Annotated in this window: 16 protein-coding genes and 1 pseudogene; 4 read left to right on the top strand and 13 right to left on the bottom strand. The window is 59.5% G+C overall.

Annotated features, from left to right (window positions below; genetic code table 11):
* Positions 1-7: 7 nt before the first annotated feature.
* The 3 genes and pseudogenes from tnpB to ACIDOCELLA78_RS99900 form a co-directional block, all read right to left on the bottom strand.
* The gene (gene tnpB, locus ACIDOCELLA78_RS99910; protein ID WP_201727519.1) at positions 8-355 is read right to left on the bottom strand and encodes an IS66 family insertion sequence element accessory protein TnpB; all 348 of its coding nucleotides are present in this window, start codon (positions 353-355) and stop codon (positions 8-10) included.
* Positions 352-777: an IS66-like element accessory protein TnpA gene (tnpA, locus tag ACIDOCELLA78_RS99905; RefSeq protein ID WP_201727520.1), complete on the bottom strand. Its 426-nt coding sequence runs from the start codon at positions 775-777 to the stop codon at positions 352-354. The genes tnpB and tnpA overlap by 4 nt, the downstream gene beginning before the upstream one ends.
* A gap of 214 nt (positions 778-991) precedes the next feature.
* Positions 992-1,100 (bottom strand): annotated as a pseudogene (locus ACIDOCELLA78_RS99900) (transposase); the annotation flags it as partial.
* A 141-nt stretch (positions 1,101-1,241) separates the two neighbouring features.
* Between ACIDOCELLA78_RS99900 and ACIDOCELLA78_RS99895 the strand changes: the two are divergent.
* On the top strand, positions 1,242-1,676 hold the full coding sequence (locus ACIDOCELLA78_RS99895) for a glycosyltransferase family 2 protein (RefSeq protein WP_201727844.1): 435 nt from the start codon (positions 1,242-1,244) through the stop codon (positions 1,674-1,676).
* 65 nt (positions 1,677-1,741) lie between these two features.
* Positions 1,742-2,149 (top strand): hypothetical protein, encoded by a 408-nt coding sequence (locus ACIDOCELLA78_RS99890; protein ID WP_201727843.1) that lies wholly within the window; start codon positions 1,742-1,744, stop codon positions 2,147-2,149.
* Positions 2,150-2,288: 139 nt separating this feature from the next.
* Here the strand turns inward: ACIDOCELLA78_RS99890 and ACIDOCELLA78_RS99885 are convergent, their stop codons facing one another.
* On the bottom strand, positions 2,289-2,846 hold the full coding sequence (locus ACIDOCELLA78_RS99885) for a hypothetical protein (RefSeq protein WP_249675087.1): 558 nt from the start codon (positions 2,844-2,846) through the stop codon (positions 2,289-2,291).
* Between ACIDOCELLA78_RS99885 and ACIDOCELLA78_RS99880 the strand changes: the two genes are divergently transcribed.
* Both ACIDOCELLA78_RS99880 and ACIDOCELLA78_RS99875 read left to right on the top strand, forming a co-directional pair.
* Positions 2,820-2,957, top strand: coding sequence for a hypothetical protein (locus ACIDOCELLA78_RS99880; protein WP_201727842.1), 138 nt, complete (start codon positions 2,820-2,822; stop codon positions 2,955-2,957). The genes ACIDOCELLA78_RS99885 and ACIDOCELLA78_RS99880 overlap by 27 nt on opposite strands.
* 130 nt (positions 2,958-3,087) lie before the next feature.
* Positions 3,088-4,764, top strand: coding sequence for an IS1634 family transposase (locus tag ACIDOCELLA78_RS99875; protein WP_201727475.1), 1,677 nt, complete (start codon positions 3,088-3,090; stop codon positions 4,762-4,764).
* 63 nt (positions 4,765-4,827) lie between these two features.
* Here the strand turns inward: ACIDOCELLA78_RS99875 and ACIDOCELLA78_RS99870 are convergent, their stop codons facing one another.
* The 9 genes from ACIDOCELLA78_RS99870 to istA all read right to left on the bottom strand — a co-directional run bounded on the left by ACIDOCELLA78_RS99870 (position 4,828) and on the right by istA (position 12,255).
* On the bottom strand, positions 4,828-5,655 hold the full coding sequence (locus tag ACIDOCELLA78_RS99870; protein WP_201727504.1) for an IS5 family transposase: 828 nt from the start codon (positions 5,653-5,655) through the stop codon (positions 4,828-4,830).
* A 326-nt stretch (positions 5,656-5,981) separates the two neighbouring features.
* Positions 5,982-6,152, bottom strand: coding sequence for a hypothetical protein (locus ACIDOCELLA78_RS99865; RefSeq protein ID WP_201727841.1), 171 nt, complete (start codon positions 6,150-6,152; stop codon positions 5,982-5,984).
* A gap of 52 nt (positions 6,153-6,204) precedes the next feature.
* Positions 6,205-7,299 (bottom strand): IS630 family transposase, encoded by a 1,095-nt coding sequence (locus ACIDOCELLA78_RS99860; protein WP_201727840.1) that lies wholly within the window; start codon positions 7,297-7,299, stop codon positions 6,205-6,207.
* 64 nt (positions 7,300-7,363) lie between these two features.
* Positions 7,364-8,242, bottom strand: a complete 879-nt coding sequence (locus ACIDOCELLA78_RS99855; protein ID WP_201727839.1) for a type II toxin-antitoxin system RelE/ParE family toxin — start codon at positions 8,240-8,242, stop codon at positions 7,364-7,366.
* Positions 8,239-8,676 (bottom strand): DUF6508 domain-containing protein, encoded by a 438-nt coding sequence (locus ACIDOCELLA78_RS99850; protein ID WP_201727838.1) that lies wholly within the window; start codon positions 8,674-8,676, stop codon positions 8,239-8,241. The genes ACIDOCELLA78_RS99855 and ACIDOCELLA78_RS99850 overlap by 4 nt, the downstream gene beginning before the upstream one ends.
* The gene (locus tag ACIDOCELLA78_RS99845) at positions 8,673-9,311 is read right to left on the bottom strand and encodes a hypothetical protein (protein WP_201727837.1); all 639 of its coding nucleotides are present in this window, start codon (positions 9,309-9,311) and stop codon (positions 8,673-8,675) included. Before ACIDOCELLA78_RS99845 ends, ACIDOCELLA78_RS99850 begins: the two co-directional genes overlap by 4 nt.
* A 19-nt stretch (positions 9,312-9,330) precedes the next feature.
* Complete coding sequence (locus tag ACIDOCELLA78_RS99840) at positions 9,331-9,843, bottom strand: hypothetical protein (RefSeq protein ID WP_201727836.1); 513 nt, start codon at positions 9,841-9,843, stop codon at positions 9,331-9,333.
* Positions 9,844-9,964: 121 nt separating this feature from the next.
* Positions 9,965-10,711: an IS21-like element helper ATPase IstB gene (gene istB, locus ACIDOCELLA78_RS99835; protein WP_201727488.1), complete on the bottom strand. Its 747-nt coding sequence runs from the start codon at positions 10,709-10,711 to the stop codon at positions 9,965-9,967.
* 17 nt (positions 10,712-10,728) lie between these two features.
* On the bottom strand, positions 10,729-12,255 hold the full coding sequence (istA, locus tag ACIDOCELLA78_RS99830; protein WP_201727680.1) for an IS21 family transposase: 1,527 nt from the start codon (positions 12,253-12,255) through the stop codon (positions 10,729-10,731).
* Positions 12,256-12,352: the final 97 nt, after the last annotated feature.

The following is a 12,352-nucleotide window of genomic DNA, read 5'->3' as shown; positions in this document are numbered from 1 at the left end:
TTCGCGCCTACCCGGCCGCTTGCGGCCGCCAGGTTTGTTGTGGATTTCGCCAGTCGATCCCCTCCAGAAGATAACCGATCTGACCAGCGGTGAGGGACACAACGCCGTCCGCAGTCTGCGGCCAGATAAACCGCCCTCGATCAAGGCGTTTCGAATACAGCGACATCCCCACGCCGTCGTGCCAGATCGCCTTGACCAGCGACCCGCCGCGTCCGCGAAAGAAAAAAACATCCCCGCAGAACGGCTCCCGTCCCAGACCTTCTTGCACTTGCAACGCGAGCCCCTTCATCCCGCGGCGCATATCCGTATGCCCCGACGCCAGCCAGACCCGCACACCGGCCGAGACCGGGATCACCGCCGCACCGCCGTCAGCACCCGACGCAAGGCGGCAACCCCAACTCCATCATCAACCCGAACACACGTCCCGTCCGGCAGCACGATCTCGATCCGGCTCGCATCGCATCGCGTGGCTCGCCTCTGCGACATCGGATCAACGCTCGCGTCGTTCACCGAAGCTGACTTGCCTGCCGCCCGCGGCATCGACAGTGCCGCACTCGCCATTACCCGCACCGGAATGAATTCCGGTACCATCGGCACCGGCACCAACTCACCACGCCGAACCTGACCGCGCCACTTCCACAATTGCCCTCTCGAAATCGCGTGCCGCCGCGCAACCAGCGCAAACACCGCACCCGGCGCCTCAGCCTCCGCCACAATCCGAAGCTTGTCCTCATCCCGCCAGCGGCGCCGGCGCTCTACCCCCGTGATAATCTCCATCCGCCCGCCGCCCCTTACCATGAATCAGCTCGTAGCAGCGCTCTTATGCACGCCTCCTTGCCGTACCGGCAGGCGGTTCACACCGGATGGATACCAAAATCCCGACGTGCCTACGAAAATCTCGAGTGAAATCAAAGATCTCAACTTACGATACCGTATCGTTCCGGGTTTGACTGTTTAAGTCGGGCCAAATGTGCCTCATGACCGCGAACACGGGCGGAGCTGATCCCGTGTCGACGGCAGACCTCCGCCGTCGACATCCCCGACTCCTGCTCTTTGAGGATGCCGATGATCTGCTCCTCGCTAAACCGACTGCTCTTCATATCGTCCGTCTCCCTGATGGGGCGGACTCTACCCATTTCTGGAGGAAATCCAGGGGCTCAGACCAAAAATATTGATAATATCTGGGTTTTATTTTATAAAAAATGTAACAAATTATCTATTATTTATCAAGGGGTTTTGCGATGCCTAATCAAACTCACAGAAGTGGAAAGCTTTGTGATGAATGGAGGGTTGCGGTCATCATAGCCTCTATCGGAAGACGGATCGAGATAGGGCAGTTGTTGCCACATCTCTTGTCGCAAACATTGCCGCCTTGGAAAATCATATTATCGGTCGAAAAGGATGATGATCTACCAGAGCATATTCCGACCGGCGTAGAAATCATAAAAGGCCCACGCGGCTTAACCACCCAGAGGAACCGCGGTCTCGAAGCTGTCATAGATGAATGCGACGTCATTGTATTTTATGATGATGATTTTATTCCTGCAAAAAATTCGATTTCAGAAATAGTAAATATATTCAAGAAATATCCAGATATTATTGCGTCTACAGGTCTTGTTTTGGCCGATGGCGTAAAAAAGGGGGGATTGAATATAGCGTTTCTGTCGAAATATTAAAAAAATCAGAAATTAAATATACAGATGAAAATATCAAGGATGTTGACTCGCTATACGGCTGCAACATGGCATTACGTACCATGGCTATTGGTAGCATCCGTTTTGACGAGACTTTGCCACTTTATGGATGGCAGGAGGATGTCGATTTGGCTGGACAACTTCTAGTCAAAGGCAGAGTTGTATCCGCTGATACGTTTCAGGGCGTCCACCGGGGCGTTAGTAAAGGCCGTACGCCGGGCACTAAGCTCGGATATGCCCAAGTCATTAACCCAGTATATCTCGTAAAAAAAGGAACAATGTGTTGGAAAAAGGCGTATATTCTTATTTTGAAGAATATTATTGCAAATCATACTCGTTTTTTTTTAGCGGAGCCATTCATTGATCGCCGCGGTCGTGCAAAGGGAAACTGGATTGGCCTTTGGCATATTCTAAACGGTAAATTAGACCCACAAGAGATCAATAGGATAAAGTAAAAATAGCTTATCTTTAGAGCATCATCCGATCAGATGGAGTCATCTGATCGGATAAACCCGGGTTCGCGGTCATGAGGCAGACGTGAGGAAAGTCTGTCTATTTTCCGATGGATTTTCGATGCGGAATCGGAGCGTGTATCTATGAGGCGGCCTTGGCCTGCGGCGGCTCGATGACTGTGAGCAGCTTCTTTGGCTTTGATATTCCAAGATTTTTCAGGATCTCGGCAGCTTCGGGGCTGATTTTCGTGCGCTGAACAATAGTCCGGCCGGCGATCTGATAGCGGACCGCCTTGAGGCCGGCCAGGATGTGGGCGATCCGCGCCCAGGGAAGGCCGCAGCGCAACTCCGCCGAGCGCTGTATCTGCAGGGCAAGGACGCAGAGCCGGACATGCGCCTCGATCCGGCGCGGGCTCCAGTGATACATCGGCCGGACCTCGAGCCCGGTCTGCTTCATCCGCCGGAAGCAGGCTTCGATGATGGTCCCGCCTTTGTAGCCGAGGGCGACGTCCTCGGTGGACAGCGTGTCGTCGTTGGTGATCACGACGAACTTGCCGTCGAAGCGGGCGGCATGGGCGATCTTTCCGGAATCCAGATGCGGCCTGCCGGCCGCATCCGTGCTCAGGTAGCGGCCGTAGCGGCGCGAGGTGAGCAGTGCGCAGGCGGCCTTGGGATGCTCGGCATCACGTGCGGCGAGCAACGCCAGTTCGGCGCGCAGGCCGGCCAGAACCTCGTCGCGATGCTGGCGCTGCCGCTCGGCTTCCTCAGGCCCGACTTAAACAGTCAAACCCGGAACGATACGGTATCGTAAGTTGAGATCTTTGATTTCACTCGAGATTTTCGTAGGCACGTCGGGATTTTGCAAAAACGTGGTGCTAAATAATTGCGCAAATTGCTTCTTTTAACTTGATTTATGATTGGTTTTCGGCTGCCAATTCGGCATGTTCGTGCGCGAGAAGCGAATCAACGGCTACAGCTACCTTTATCTGGTCGAGAGCGTCCGTGAGGACGGGCGCAGCAAGCAGCGCATCATCAAGAACCTGGGCCGGAAGGAAGTCGTCCTGGCCGATGGAGGTCTCGACCGCCTCGCCGCCTCGATCGCGCGCTATGCCGACCGTGCCTCGGTCCTGGCCCAGCTGGCGGCAGGCAATCCGGACGGGCTGAGCTGCAAGCGGATCGGCGCGCCGCTGTTGTTCGGCCGACTGTGGCAGGAGAGCGGGATCGCTGCTGTGTTCGAGGAGCTGCTGGCCGGGCGGCAGTTCGAGTTCCCGGTCGAGCGCGCGGTGTTCGCCACCGTGCTCCACCGGATCATGGTCTCGGGCTCGGATCGCGCCTGCGACAAATGGCTCGAGGATTACGACATTCCCGGCACCGAGGAGCTCGGCCTGCATCACCTCTACCGCGCCATGGCCTGGCTCGGCGAAGAGCTGCCGGACGAGGAACAGGGGGATGCCACGCCCTTTGCGCCACGGACGGTGAAGGATCTGGTGGAAGAGCGTCTCTTCGCCCGACGGCATGATCTGTTCACCGACCTCTCGGTCGTGTTCATGGACACCACCTCGCTGTATTTCGAAGGTGCCGGCGGCGAGACGCTGGGCGCGCGGGGCCACTCCAAGGATTACCGCCCACAGCTCGCGCAGATGATCCTCGGCGTGGTGATCGATCAGGACGGAAGGCCAATCTGCACCGAGATGTGGCCAGGAAACACCGCCGATGTCTCGGTGCTGGTGCCGGTGATCGACCGCCTGCGGTCGCGCTTCGGCATCGGCCGGGTCTGCGTCGTCGCCGATCGCGGCATGATCAGTGCCGCGACGATCGCCGCGCTGGAGGAGCGCGGGCTGGAATACGTGCTCGGCGCAAGGGAACGCACCGACCGCATCGTCCGCGAGGTGGTGCTGGCCGATGAGCGCCCCTACACCCCGCTCTGCCTCGAGCGCGCCGGTGGCGACGAGACCCAGCTCTTCATCAAGGAGGTCAAGGTCGCGGGCAAGCGCTATATCGTCTGCCGCAACGAGGCGGTGGCCATCGAAGAGGCCGAGACCAGGCGCAAGGTGGTCGCCGCCCTCGATCGTCAGCTGACGCGCGGCGATAAGGCGCTGATCGGCAACTCCGCCTATCGCCGCTTCCTGCGCCCGGTCAGTGACGCAAAGCCCGGCCGCAAGCACAAGCTGTTCGAGATCGACGCCGGCAAGCTCGCCGAGGAAGCCCGCTTCGACGGCGTCTTCGTGCTGCGCTCCAACGCCCGGATTTCACCGCTGCAGGCGGTGATCCGCTACCGGGACCTGCAGAATGTCGAACGGCTGTTCCGTGTCGCGAAGGCGACAATGCGCACCCGGCCAATCTACCATTCCTCCGACGCCGCCATCCGCGGCCACGTCTTCTGCTCGTTCCTCGCGCTGATCCTGCACCAGGCGCTCGACGAAAAACTCCGCCGGGCCGGCAAGCGCGTCGAATGGGCCGATCTCCTGCGTGATCTCGACCGCCTCCAGGAGGTCACCATCAGCAAGCGCGGGCAGCAGATCGTCCTGCGCACCCCAGCAACCAACTCGATCGGGCCGATCTTCAAGGCCGCCGGCGTCGCCCTGCCAGCCAACGTGCGAGACGCATCCGCTTCCTGATCCAAATCCTCCCGAAAGCCGCAGGGTGTGGTGCTAAGAGCCCGAATCTGAATGGTAGTGCGACTATCGGTGACGGGCGATTTTTCGTGTGAGCAGGCGGATATGGGCGAGGAAGAGCCATGCGGTGGCGCTGGTAACGGTGGCCTCGAAATCCCTTGCGAGACGTCGGCATCTGCCGAGCCAGGCGAAGGTTCTTTCTACCACCCAGCGCCGCGGCAGGAGTTCAAACCCGCTCGCGGCGTCGGAGCGCTTTACGATCTGTATGGTCCATTTGCCGATTTTGGCGAGGCGTCCATTGAGTTTAGGACCGGCATAACCGCCGTCAGCGAATATGTGCCGCAACCAGGGATACAGGGATTTGACGGATTTGAGCACGTCGGGCGCCCCGTCGCGGTCCTGAATACCGGCATGATGAACGACGGCACCGACGAGGTGGCCGATTGTATCTGTGATGATGTGGCGCTTGCGGCCCTTGATCTTCTTTCCGGCATCGAACCCGCGCGGCCCGCCGGCTTCGGTGGTCTTGACCGACTGACTGTCGATCACACCGGCTGTGGGCGAAGCCTCGCGTCCGGCCATTTCCCGCGCCTGCATGACTAGGACGTGATTGATGCGATCGAACGTGCCGTCACGACAGAAGCGGTAGAAATACCCCTGCACGGTGGTGAACGGAGCGAATTCCTTCGGGATCTGGCGCCACTGACAGCCGGTTGCCAGCATGTAGAAGATGGCCTCCACAATCCTTCGAAGCGCCACCCTTCGGGGTCGGCCTCGATGCTGCGGAGCGGGCATGAACGGCTCGATCATGGCCCATTCAGCGTCGGTGAGGTCGCTTGCGTAGCGCAATCCGGCCCGGCAATATCGTCGCCGAGCGATTTCAGTCCAGGTCATCGTGTCTCCGTCCGTCTTCGCAAACGAACTGAATCACAACTTACTGAAATCGCTCAACTATCTTTTTCGGTCCGGCTCTAAGAAACCACGCGCCCACAATACATGGCTGTTTTCATTGGACTATTTTCAGGTCGCTGTTCAAGTCGGGCCTGACGTGTCGAAAGCGACGCGCTCCAGAAGGCTGACGGAGAATAGGTCTGCATTGATAATATACAACAAAATCATCTAAATTACAATAAAATTTCTAATAATATCAATATTTTGATGGCCAGTTCGGCAAGCCCGCCCGTTCGTGGCGGTCTTGGTTTTTCGCGGTGAACACGCGACTATCGGGACCGTCGGATCTTGCCGAGGCGCTCGCGGTTCTCCGCTTCCTGTGTCGCCTTGAGCAGATACTCGTGAAAGATCTCGGTCGCGACGATACCGTCCGCGCGGTTGTAGTGCTCGGCCATTACGTCCTCGCACTCGGGGGCAAGAACACGCACCTTCTTCGACATGGCGTCCGCCAGCGGCTGTGAAAAACTCGCTAGTGTGCCGATTCCGAAGTTCCTATGCAGAGTGATCGTGGATGGCGTTGGTGCGCTGGCAGAAGCGTTGGACGGCGGCGAGGATTTCGTCGGCTGACTTGACCCAGCGGAATGGCTTAGGGTCGGCGTTGCGGGCGTCGATATAGGCGGTGATCGCCGCCTCCAGTTCTCGGACGGAGCGGTGCGCGCCGCGGCGGATCTGGTCATCGGTGAGCATGCCGAAGAAGCGTTCGACCTGATTGATCCAAGACGCCGAGGTGGGGGTGAAGTGCACATGCCAGCGGGGCCGTTTGGCGAACCAGTCGCGGATCAGCTTGGTCTTGTGGCTCGACGCGTTGTCCATCACCACGTGCACGTCGAGATCAGCGGGGACATTCTTCTCAACCATGTCCAGGAAGCGGCGGAAGTCTGCGGCACGGTGGCGTGGCATGCACTTGCCGATGATCGTTCCGATCTTGACGTCAAGTGCGGCGAACAACGATGTCGTGCCGTGCCGCTTGTAGTCGTGGGTGCGACGCTCGGCTTGCCCGGGACGCAGCGGCAAGATCGGCTGGGAGCGGTCGAGCGCCTGCACCTGTGTCTTCTCGTCGACGCAGAGCACCACCGCACGGTCGGGCGGGTTCAAGTAGAGCCCAACAATGTCGCGCACCTTCTCGATGAACAGCGGATCGGTCGAAAGCTTGAATGTCTCGCTTCGATGAGGCTGCAGAGAGAAGGCCCGCCAGATGCGGTGCACGGTCGATGGTGCCAGTCCGGACGCCCGCGCCATCGACCGAGTGCTCCAGTGCGTCGCCGCCGCGGGCAGCTTCTCCAGCGTCGTCGTTATCACCTCGGCAATCTTGTCATCGCCGATCTTGCGCGGCGCGCCGGGGCGAGGTTCGTCGAGCAGGCCATCCAGACGCTTCGCGGCAAACCGCGTCCGCCAGGTCGCCACCGTTACCCGCGTGATCCGGAGTTTCTCGGCGATCCCGAGATTGCTCATGCCGTCGGCGGCCAGCAGTATAATCTCGGCGCGCATTGCGTCCCCGCGAGCGATTTTGCGCCGTCGGATGCGCGTCTGAAGTTCAATGCGCTCCTCGTCACTCAACTCGATCCGAACCGCCTGTCCCCACGCCATCCTGACACCCTCCGAGATCTTCAGCGATCACAGAATCACCTTTAGGGGCTTATGGCTAGATATTTCAGAGACGGCACACTAGCAAGACACGTGCATTGGGGTTCTCACGCGCCAGCCGGACGGCCCGATGGATCGCCACAATGGTCTTGCCGGTTCCGGCCGAGCCGGCAACGCGTGCCGGTCCAGCAAAGGAACGCTCAACGAGCGATCGCTGAGAGGGATGAAGAAACACCCCCCATTTTTCCCACGGGAACGCGAGCGCCTGCTCCAGCTCCTCCTGGTCGGCGATAGGCCTGATACGCCGCAGAGCGTCGGGATGCGCGAAAGGATCAGCGGAAGCCGGAGCAGGCGCGGGGGCAGGAAGCCGGCCCGTGGTTGCGTATTCGAGCAACGCCTCCACCGCTTCGGCCGGCAGGTGATCGGCGAGTGCAAAGAAGCGATCCTCGCTCGCCTGGCGCACATCAAACAGCCAATCTGGCGGCACGCCAATCGACAACAGGGCATCGTCCGCCACGTTTCCAAACAGCATCGCCGCGTTTCCTGGCGCTGTCGCCATATCGGGAGCATCTGGCGAAGCGGCAGCACGCGGCGGCACGACATCCTCGACAAGCTCGCGCATCTCAACAATCTGAATTGCACCGGTCCGCGGGTGTGCCACGATTCTACGCCGCTCAGCCCATGCATACGCATCGTCATGATGGCCGACATAGGCCAGCAGCAGGTCTGCTCCAGTCTTGTGAATGACGATGCGGATATCCTGGCTTACGCGCACGGACCAGAAATGCGGGTCCTTCGACCGATCGATCCTGTGAAGCTTCAGCCCAGGCCGCGATGGGTCGACCTGCAGGTCGAATACCGCTGTCTTCACGGCCTTTTGCTCCGGCGCGGCAAGACGCGCGAGGGCTGCGGTAAAGGCGTCGGCGATTCGGAATGTCGCGGTCACCCGGGCCGAGACTCCTTCGACAAGGCGTCGATCCTGCCGACGATCCGCAGGATGAGGCCGGAGTTGAACGCATCCAGCAGAGCGCCATCACAGAACCGATCCTGGCGAATCACGACGGTCAGCAGCCGTGCGATTTGCTCCGGCGTGGCCTTGGCGAGGACGCTCTCATCGTCGCGCAGCGACTCTGCTTCCTCGCTCCCCGACCAGGATGGCCAGTCGAAACTACCCACGACCCAATTGTTGTCATAGGCCGCCTGGACGAATGACGTCGCTTGGTCACTCAGAACTGCATAAGGAACCGAAAAGCTTCCATCCGGATTTGGCTCCGTCCCGCTCATCCTGCCTGGATCGAAATGCGGCGACTCAAATTCTGGAAGGAACCGGGCGAGAGCATCGATATTTTCCTGGCTGAAAGTGCCGCTATCCATGGTCATTCCCAATTGATCAGAGGCTCGGGTTCGTACGGTCTTCTTGGCGTTCGCCTGAACGCTTGGAAATCAAGAGAGCGCATCATGCCTCCCATCAAATCTTTTAAGCAATCGCAAACACCTCCAATAATTTCCCTTTCGTGTGCATCGGGAAACATCCTTCTGGCTTGCAACAGATGCTGCCAGAAAATCATATCAAATGCAGATGACTGTATCCAATCAACACTTTCACCATAGCCAGCTATCCACTCTACACTACGCCGGATTCCAACATCCCTCTCAAAGAAAAATCCAGCGTTATTCTCGTTTCCAAACAGGCACGCCCCAAAAAATATCCCTTTTATACTTCCACCGATACTATTTCTTAAAATATTATTTAGTTGTGTTCTGCTTATCCGATCAACTGAACCATGAATCCCATTATCGTCTCCATGCGCACCAATATAAATATAGTTTTTTCTTGTATTATTTCCACATACATGGCCTAATATTGAACGAAGCGTTTCGTTTGTGGCAAAATTTTCAAAATGATATTCATGGATATTTTCAAATTGCATTTCCATGAGTAAATCAAAAAGTCCTTTAACAGATATATTTCTATTATTTTCCCAGCGACCTTCAAGTACAACCAATCCACTCACTGTCTATTTTCCCCCTGTTTTATAAACCAAAAACCTTCATCACCTCATCGCCGAAGTGATTGATCACCTTTACTGCAATTCTTCCGCTCGCCGGTCGCTCGAACGGGCGGGACGTGTCCGAATAGAGGGTTGCCCATGCGTCTTCGTCGATATCGGCCTGTAGCGCCGTCTTGAGGCTCTTGTAGGGGTCGTTGGCGCCGAGGAAGTAGGCGTGGCGGACAAAGAAACTCTCTTCGTCATAATCGGTATCGATGAACCAGGCCGCGATGCCGGCTGTGTCGTTCGAGCGGATTTCGCCGGTGTTGGGGTCGAACACGTCGACGCCGTTTACCTTGACCCGGATTTTTTCGCCGCCATCGTCGAGGATTTCCACGTCCGGCTCGCCGAACACGACAAACATGTTGCCGCGCCCGGTGTTCTTCAGTTCGGCCGACATGTGCATGTCCGGATTGATCCGCGCCTTGATGATCTTCAGGCTGCCGAGATTGCCCAATTCGGTGGAGTGGGTGCGGATTCCGGAGAATTCGCCCATGGATTCCGATTTTAATTCGCCCACGATTCCGACGTTTATTCGCCCGGGGATTCCGAGATTTATTCGCCCGGGTAGCGGTCTCTGTGGCTGTTGATTTCGTTGCTCTCCTGTTCTCGTTGGGTCAAGCGGTTTTTGGGGTTTGCTTGCGGATCTTGCGCAGGCTTTCGCCGGTGAGTTCGATGCGGTGGGCATTGTGGAGCAGACGGTCGAGAATGGCGTCGGCGTAGGTCGGATCGCCGATCAGCTCATGCCAATGCGCCGGGGGGATCTGGCTGGTGATGATGGTGGCGCGGCGGCCGTAGCGATCCTCGACGATCTCGAGCAGGTCGTGACGGGCGCCGGCGTCGAGTGGAGCAAGGCCGAAGTCGTCGAGGATCAGTAGATTGACGGCACCGAGGGTGCGGATCATCCGGCCGTGACGCCCTTCGGCGCGGGCGACCGCGAGTTCTGCGAAGAGTTTGGGGGCGCGCTGATAGAGCACGGTCCTGTCATCGCGACATGCCTTGTGACCGAGGGCACAGGCCAGCCACGATTTTCCGACCCCTGTCGGCCCGCTCAGGACGAGATTGTCGTGCGCGTCGATCCACTCACCCTGGATCAGCTTCTGGAACAGAGCCCGATCGAGGCCGCGGGCACTCCGGTAATCGACATCCTCGATTGCAGCGTCATGGCGCAGCCTGGCATGGCGCAGCCTTGTGCTCAACCGCTTGTCACGTCGGACGGTGATCTCGCGGTCGAGCAGAAGACCGAGCCATTCGGCGTGACTGAGGCTGGGGGTTTCGGGATTGGCGTGCAGCTCGGTGAACGCGCGGGCCATGCCTGCAAGACCGAGCTGGTGGATCTGATCGAGGGTCGGATGGTTCAGCATGAGGCTTCTCCTTGTCATCAGTGGAAATATCCGCCGCCCCGGATGTTGGGGTGGCGGATCGGGGTGGGATCGGGACTGGCGGTGCCGGCGGCTCGCTCCAGCCGGTTATCGAGGATGGATTTGACCGAGCCGTAGGTCAGGGTGCCGATGGTGAGCGCGCGCTCGGCCGCGGCATCGAGCCGGTCGGCGCCAACACTGCGGGCCAGGCGAAGGATGCCGATGCAGGCGCGGAACCCCTGCTCCGGATGAGGCCGGCGTTCGAGGATCAGGGTGCAGAGTGTCGCGACCGAGGGACCAAGCCGTGCGGCTTCCTGATGGATCCGTGCGATGGTCCAGTCGCCATAACGCCGGTGGCTCGAGGGCATGTGCTCGGCGATCGTCGTGTGTTTGCCGTTACCCGGCCTGCGTGCGTGCACGGCGATCCGTTCGCCACGGAGAAAGATCTCGACCGTGCGCACGGTGAACCGGGCCTCGACCTCGGCGCGGGCGTGCCGGTAGGGGACGGAGTAAAAATGCTTCTCGATCTCGACGTGATAATCGATGCCGACCCGCCGGCGCCGCCATTGCGCCAGCACATAGGGTTCGGCCGGCAGTTCCTTCAGCGCGGGACGATCGAGTGTTTCCAGCAGATGCCGTCTTGTCGCCCCCAGGCGACGGACGACCCGCTCCTCGTTCAGCCAGCGGCAGAATTCAGCGATCGCGGCATTCAGTTCGGCGAGGCCGTAAAATGCCCGGTTGCGCAGCTTGCCCAGCAGCCACCGCTCCGCCAGCAAAACCGCCACCTCGACCTTCGCCTTGTCACGCGGCCGCCGCGGCCGCGCCGGGAGAATGGCCGTGCCGTAATGGCGCGCCATATCGGTGTAGGTCCGGTTGACCTGTGGATCGTAGAGGCAGGCGCGGATGATCGCGACCCTGGCGTTGTCGGGCACCAGCAGCGCCGGCACGCCGCCAATTGCTGCCAGAGTGCGATTATGCGCCTCGATCCAGTCCGGCAGGGTCTGGGTCCAGGTCGCCTCAGCATAGGTGAAGCTCGATGCGCCGAGAACGGCGACGAAGATCTGGGCCGCACGCGTCTCGCCGGTGAGCCGGTCGATCACCACCGGCACCGTGTCGCCGGCATAATCGACGAACAGCTTCTCGCCCGATGCGTGGGTCTGGCGCATCGTCACCGGTAGCCGGGCTTCCCAGCTCCGGTAGAGCTCGCAGAACCGGCTGTAGCGATACCCATCCGGGTGCTCGGCAATATACTCGTCCCACAGGATCGACAGCGTCACGTGCTTGCGCTGCAACTCGCGGCGGATACGCCCCCAGTCCGGCTCATCCACACGTCGATGCCCCGGCCGCTTGCCCACCGCGCCGTCGAACAAGCGCCTTTCCAATGCCGCTTCGGACAGCGCCAGAGCCCCTGGCCCATCGAGCCCGGCCGCCTCCAGTCGCCGCAGCGTCAAGCGCACCGTCGATGCCGCAACCCCGACCCGGATCCCCACCTGGCGGGTCGAAAGCCCCGCCATCCTCAATCTGACAATCTCGCGCACATCGCGCATCGCAATCCGCTCCACTGGCATTCATCCGCTCCCTCGATCAGCCAAAGGGAGGGAACCTGAACCAGCCAGCAGAGACCTCAAGCCAACCCGGCCAACC

It is taken from the genome of Acidocella sp. C78 (assembly GCF_907164655.1).
The sequence above is the reverse complement of the archived record's forward strand: the minus strand, read 5'-3'. Positions and strand labels throughout refer to the sequence as shown.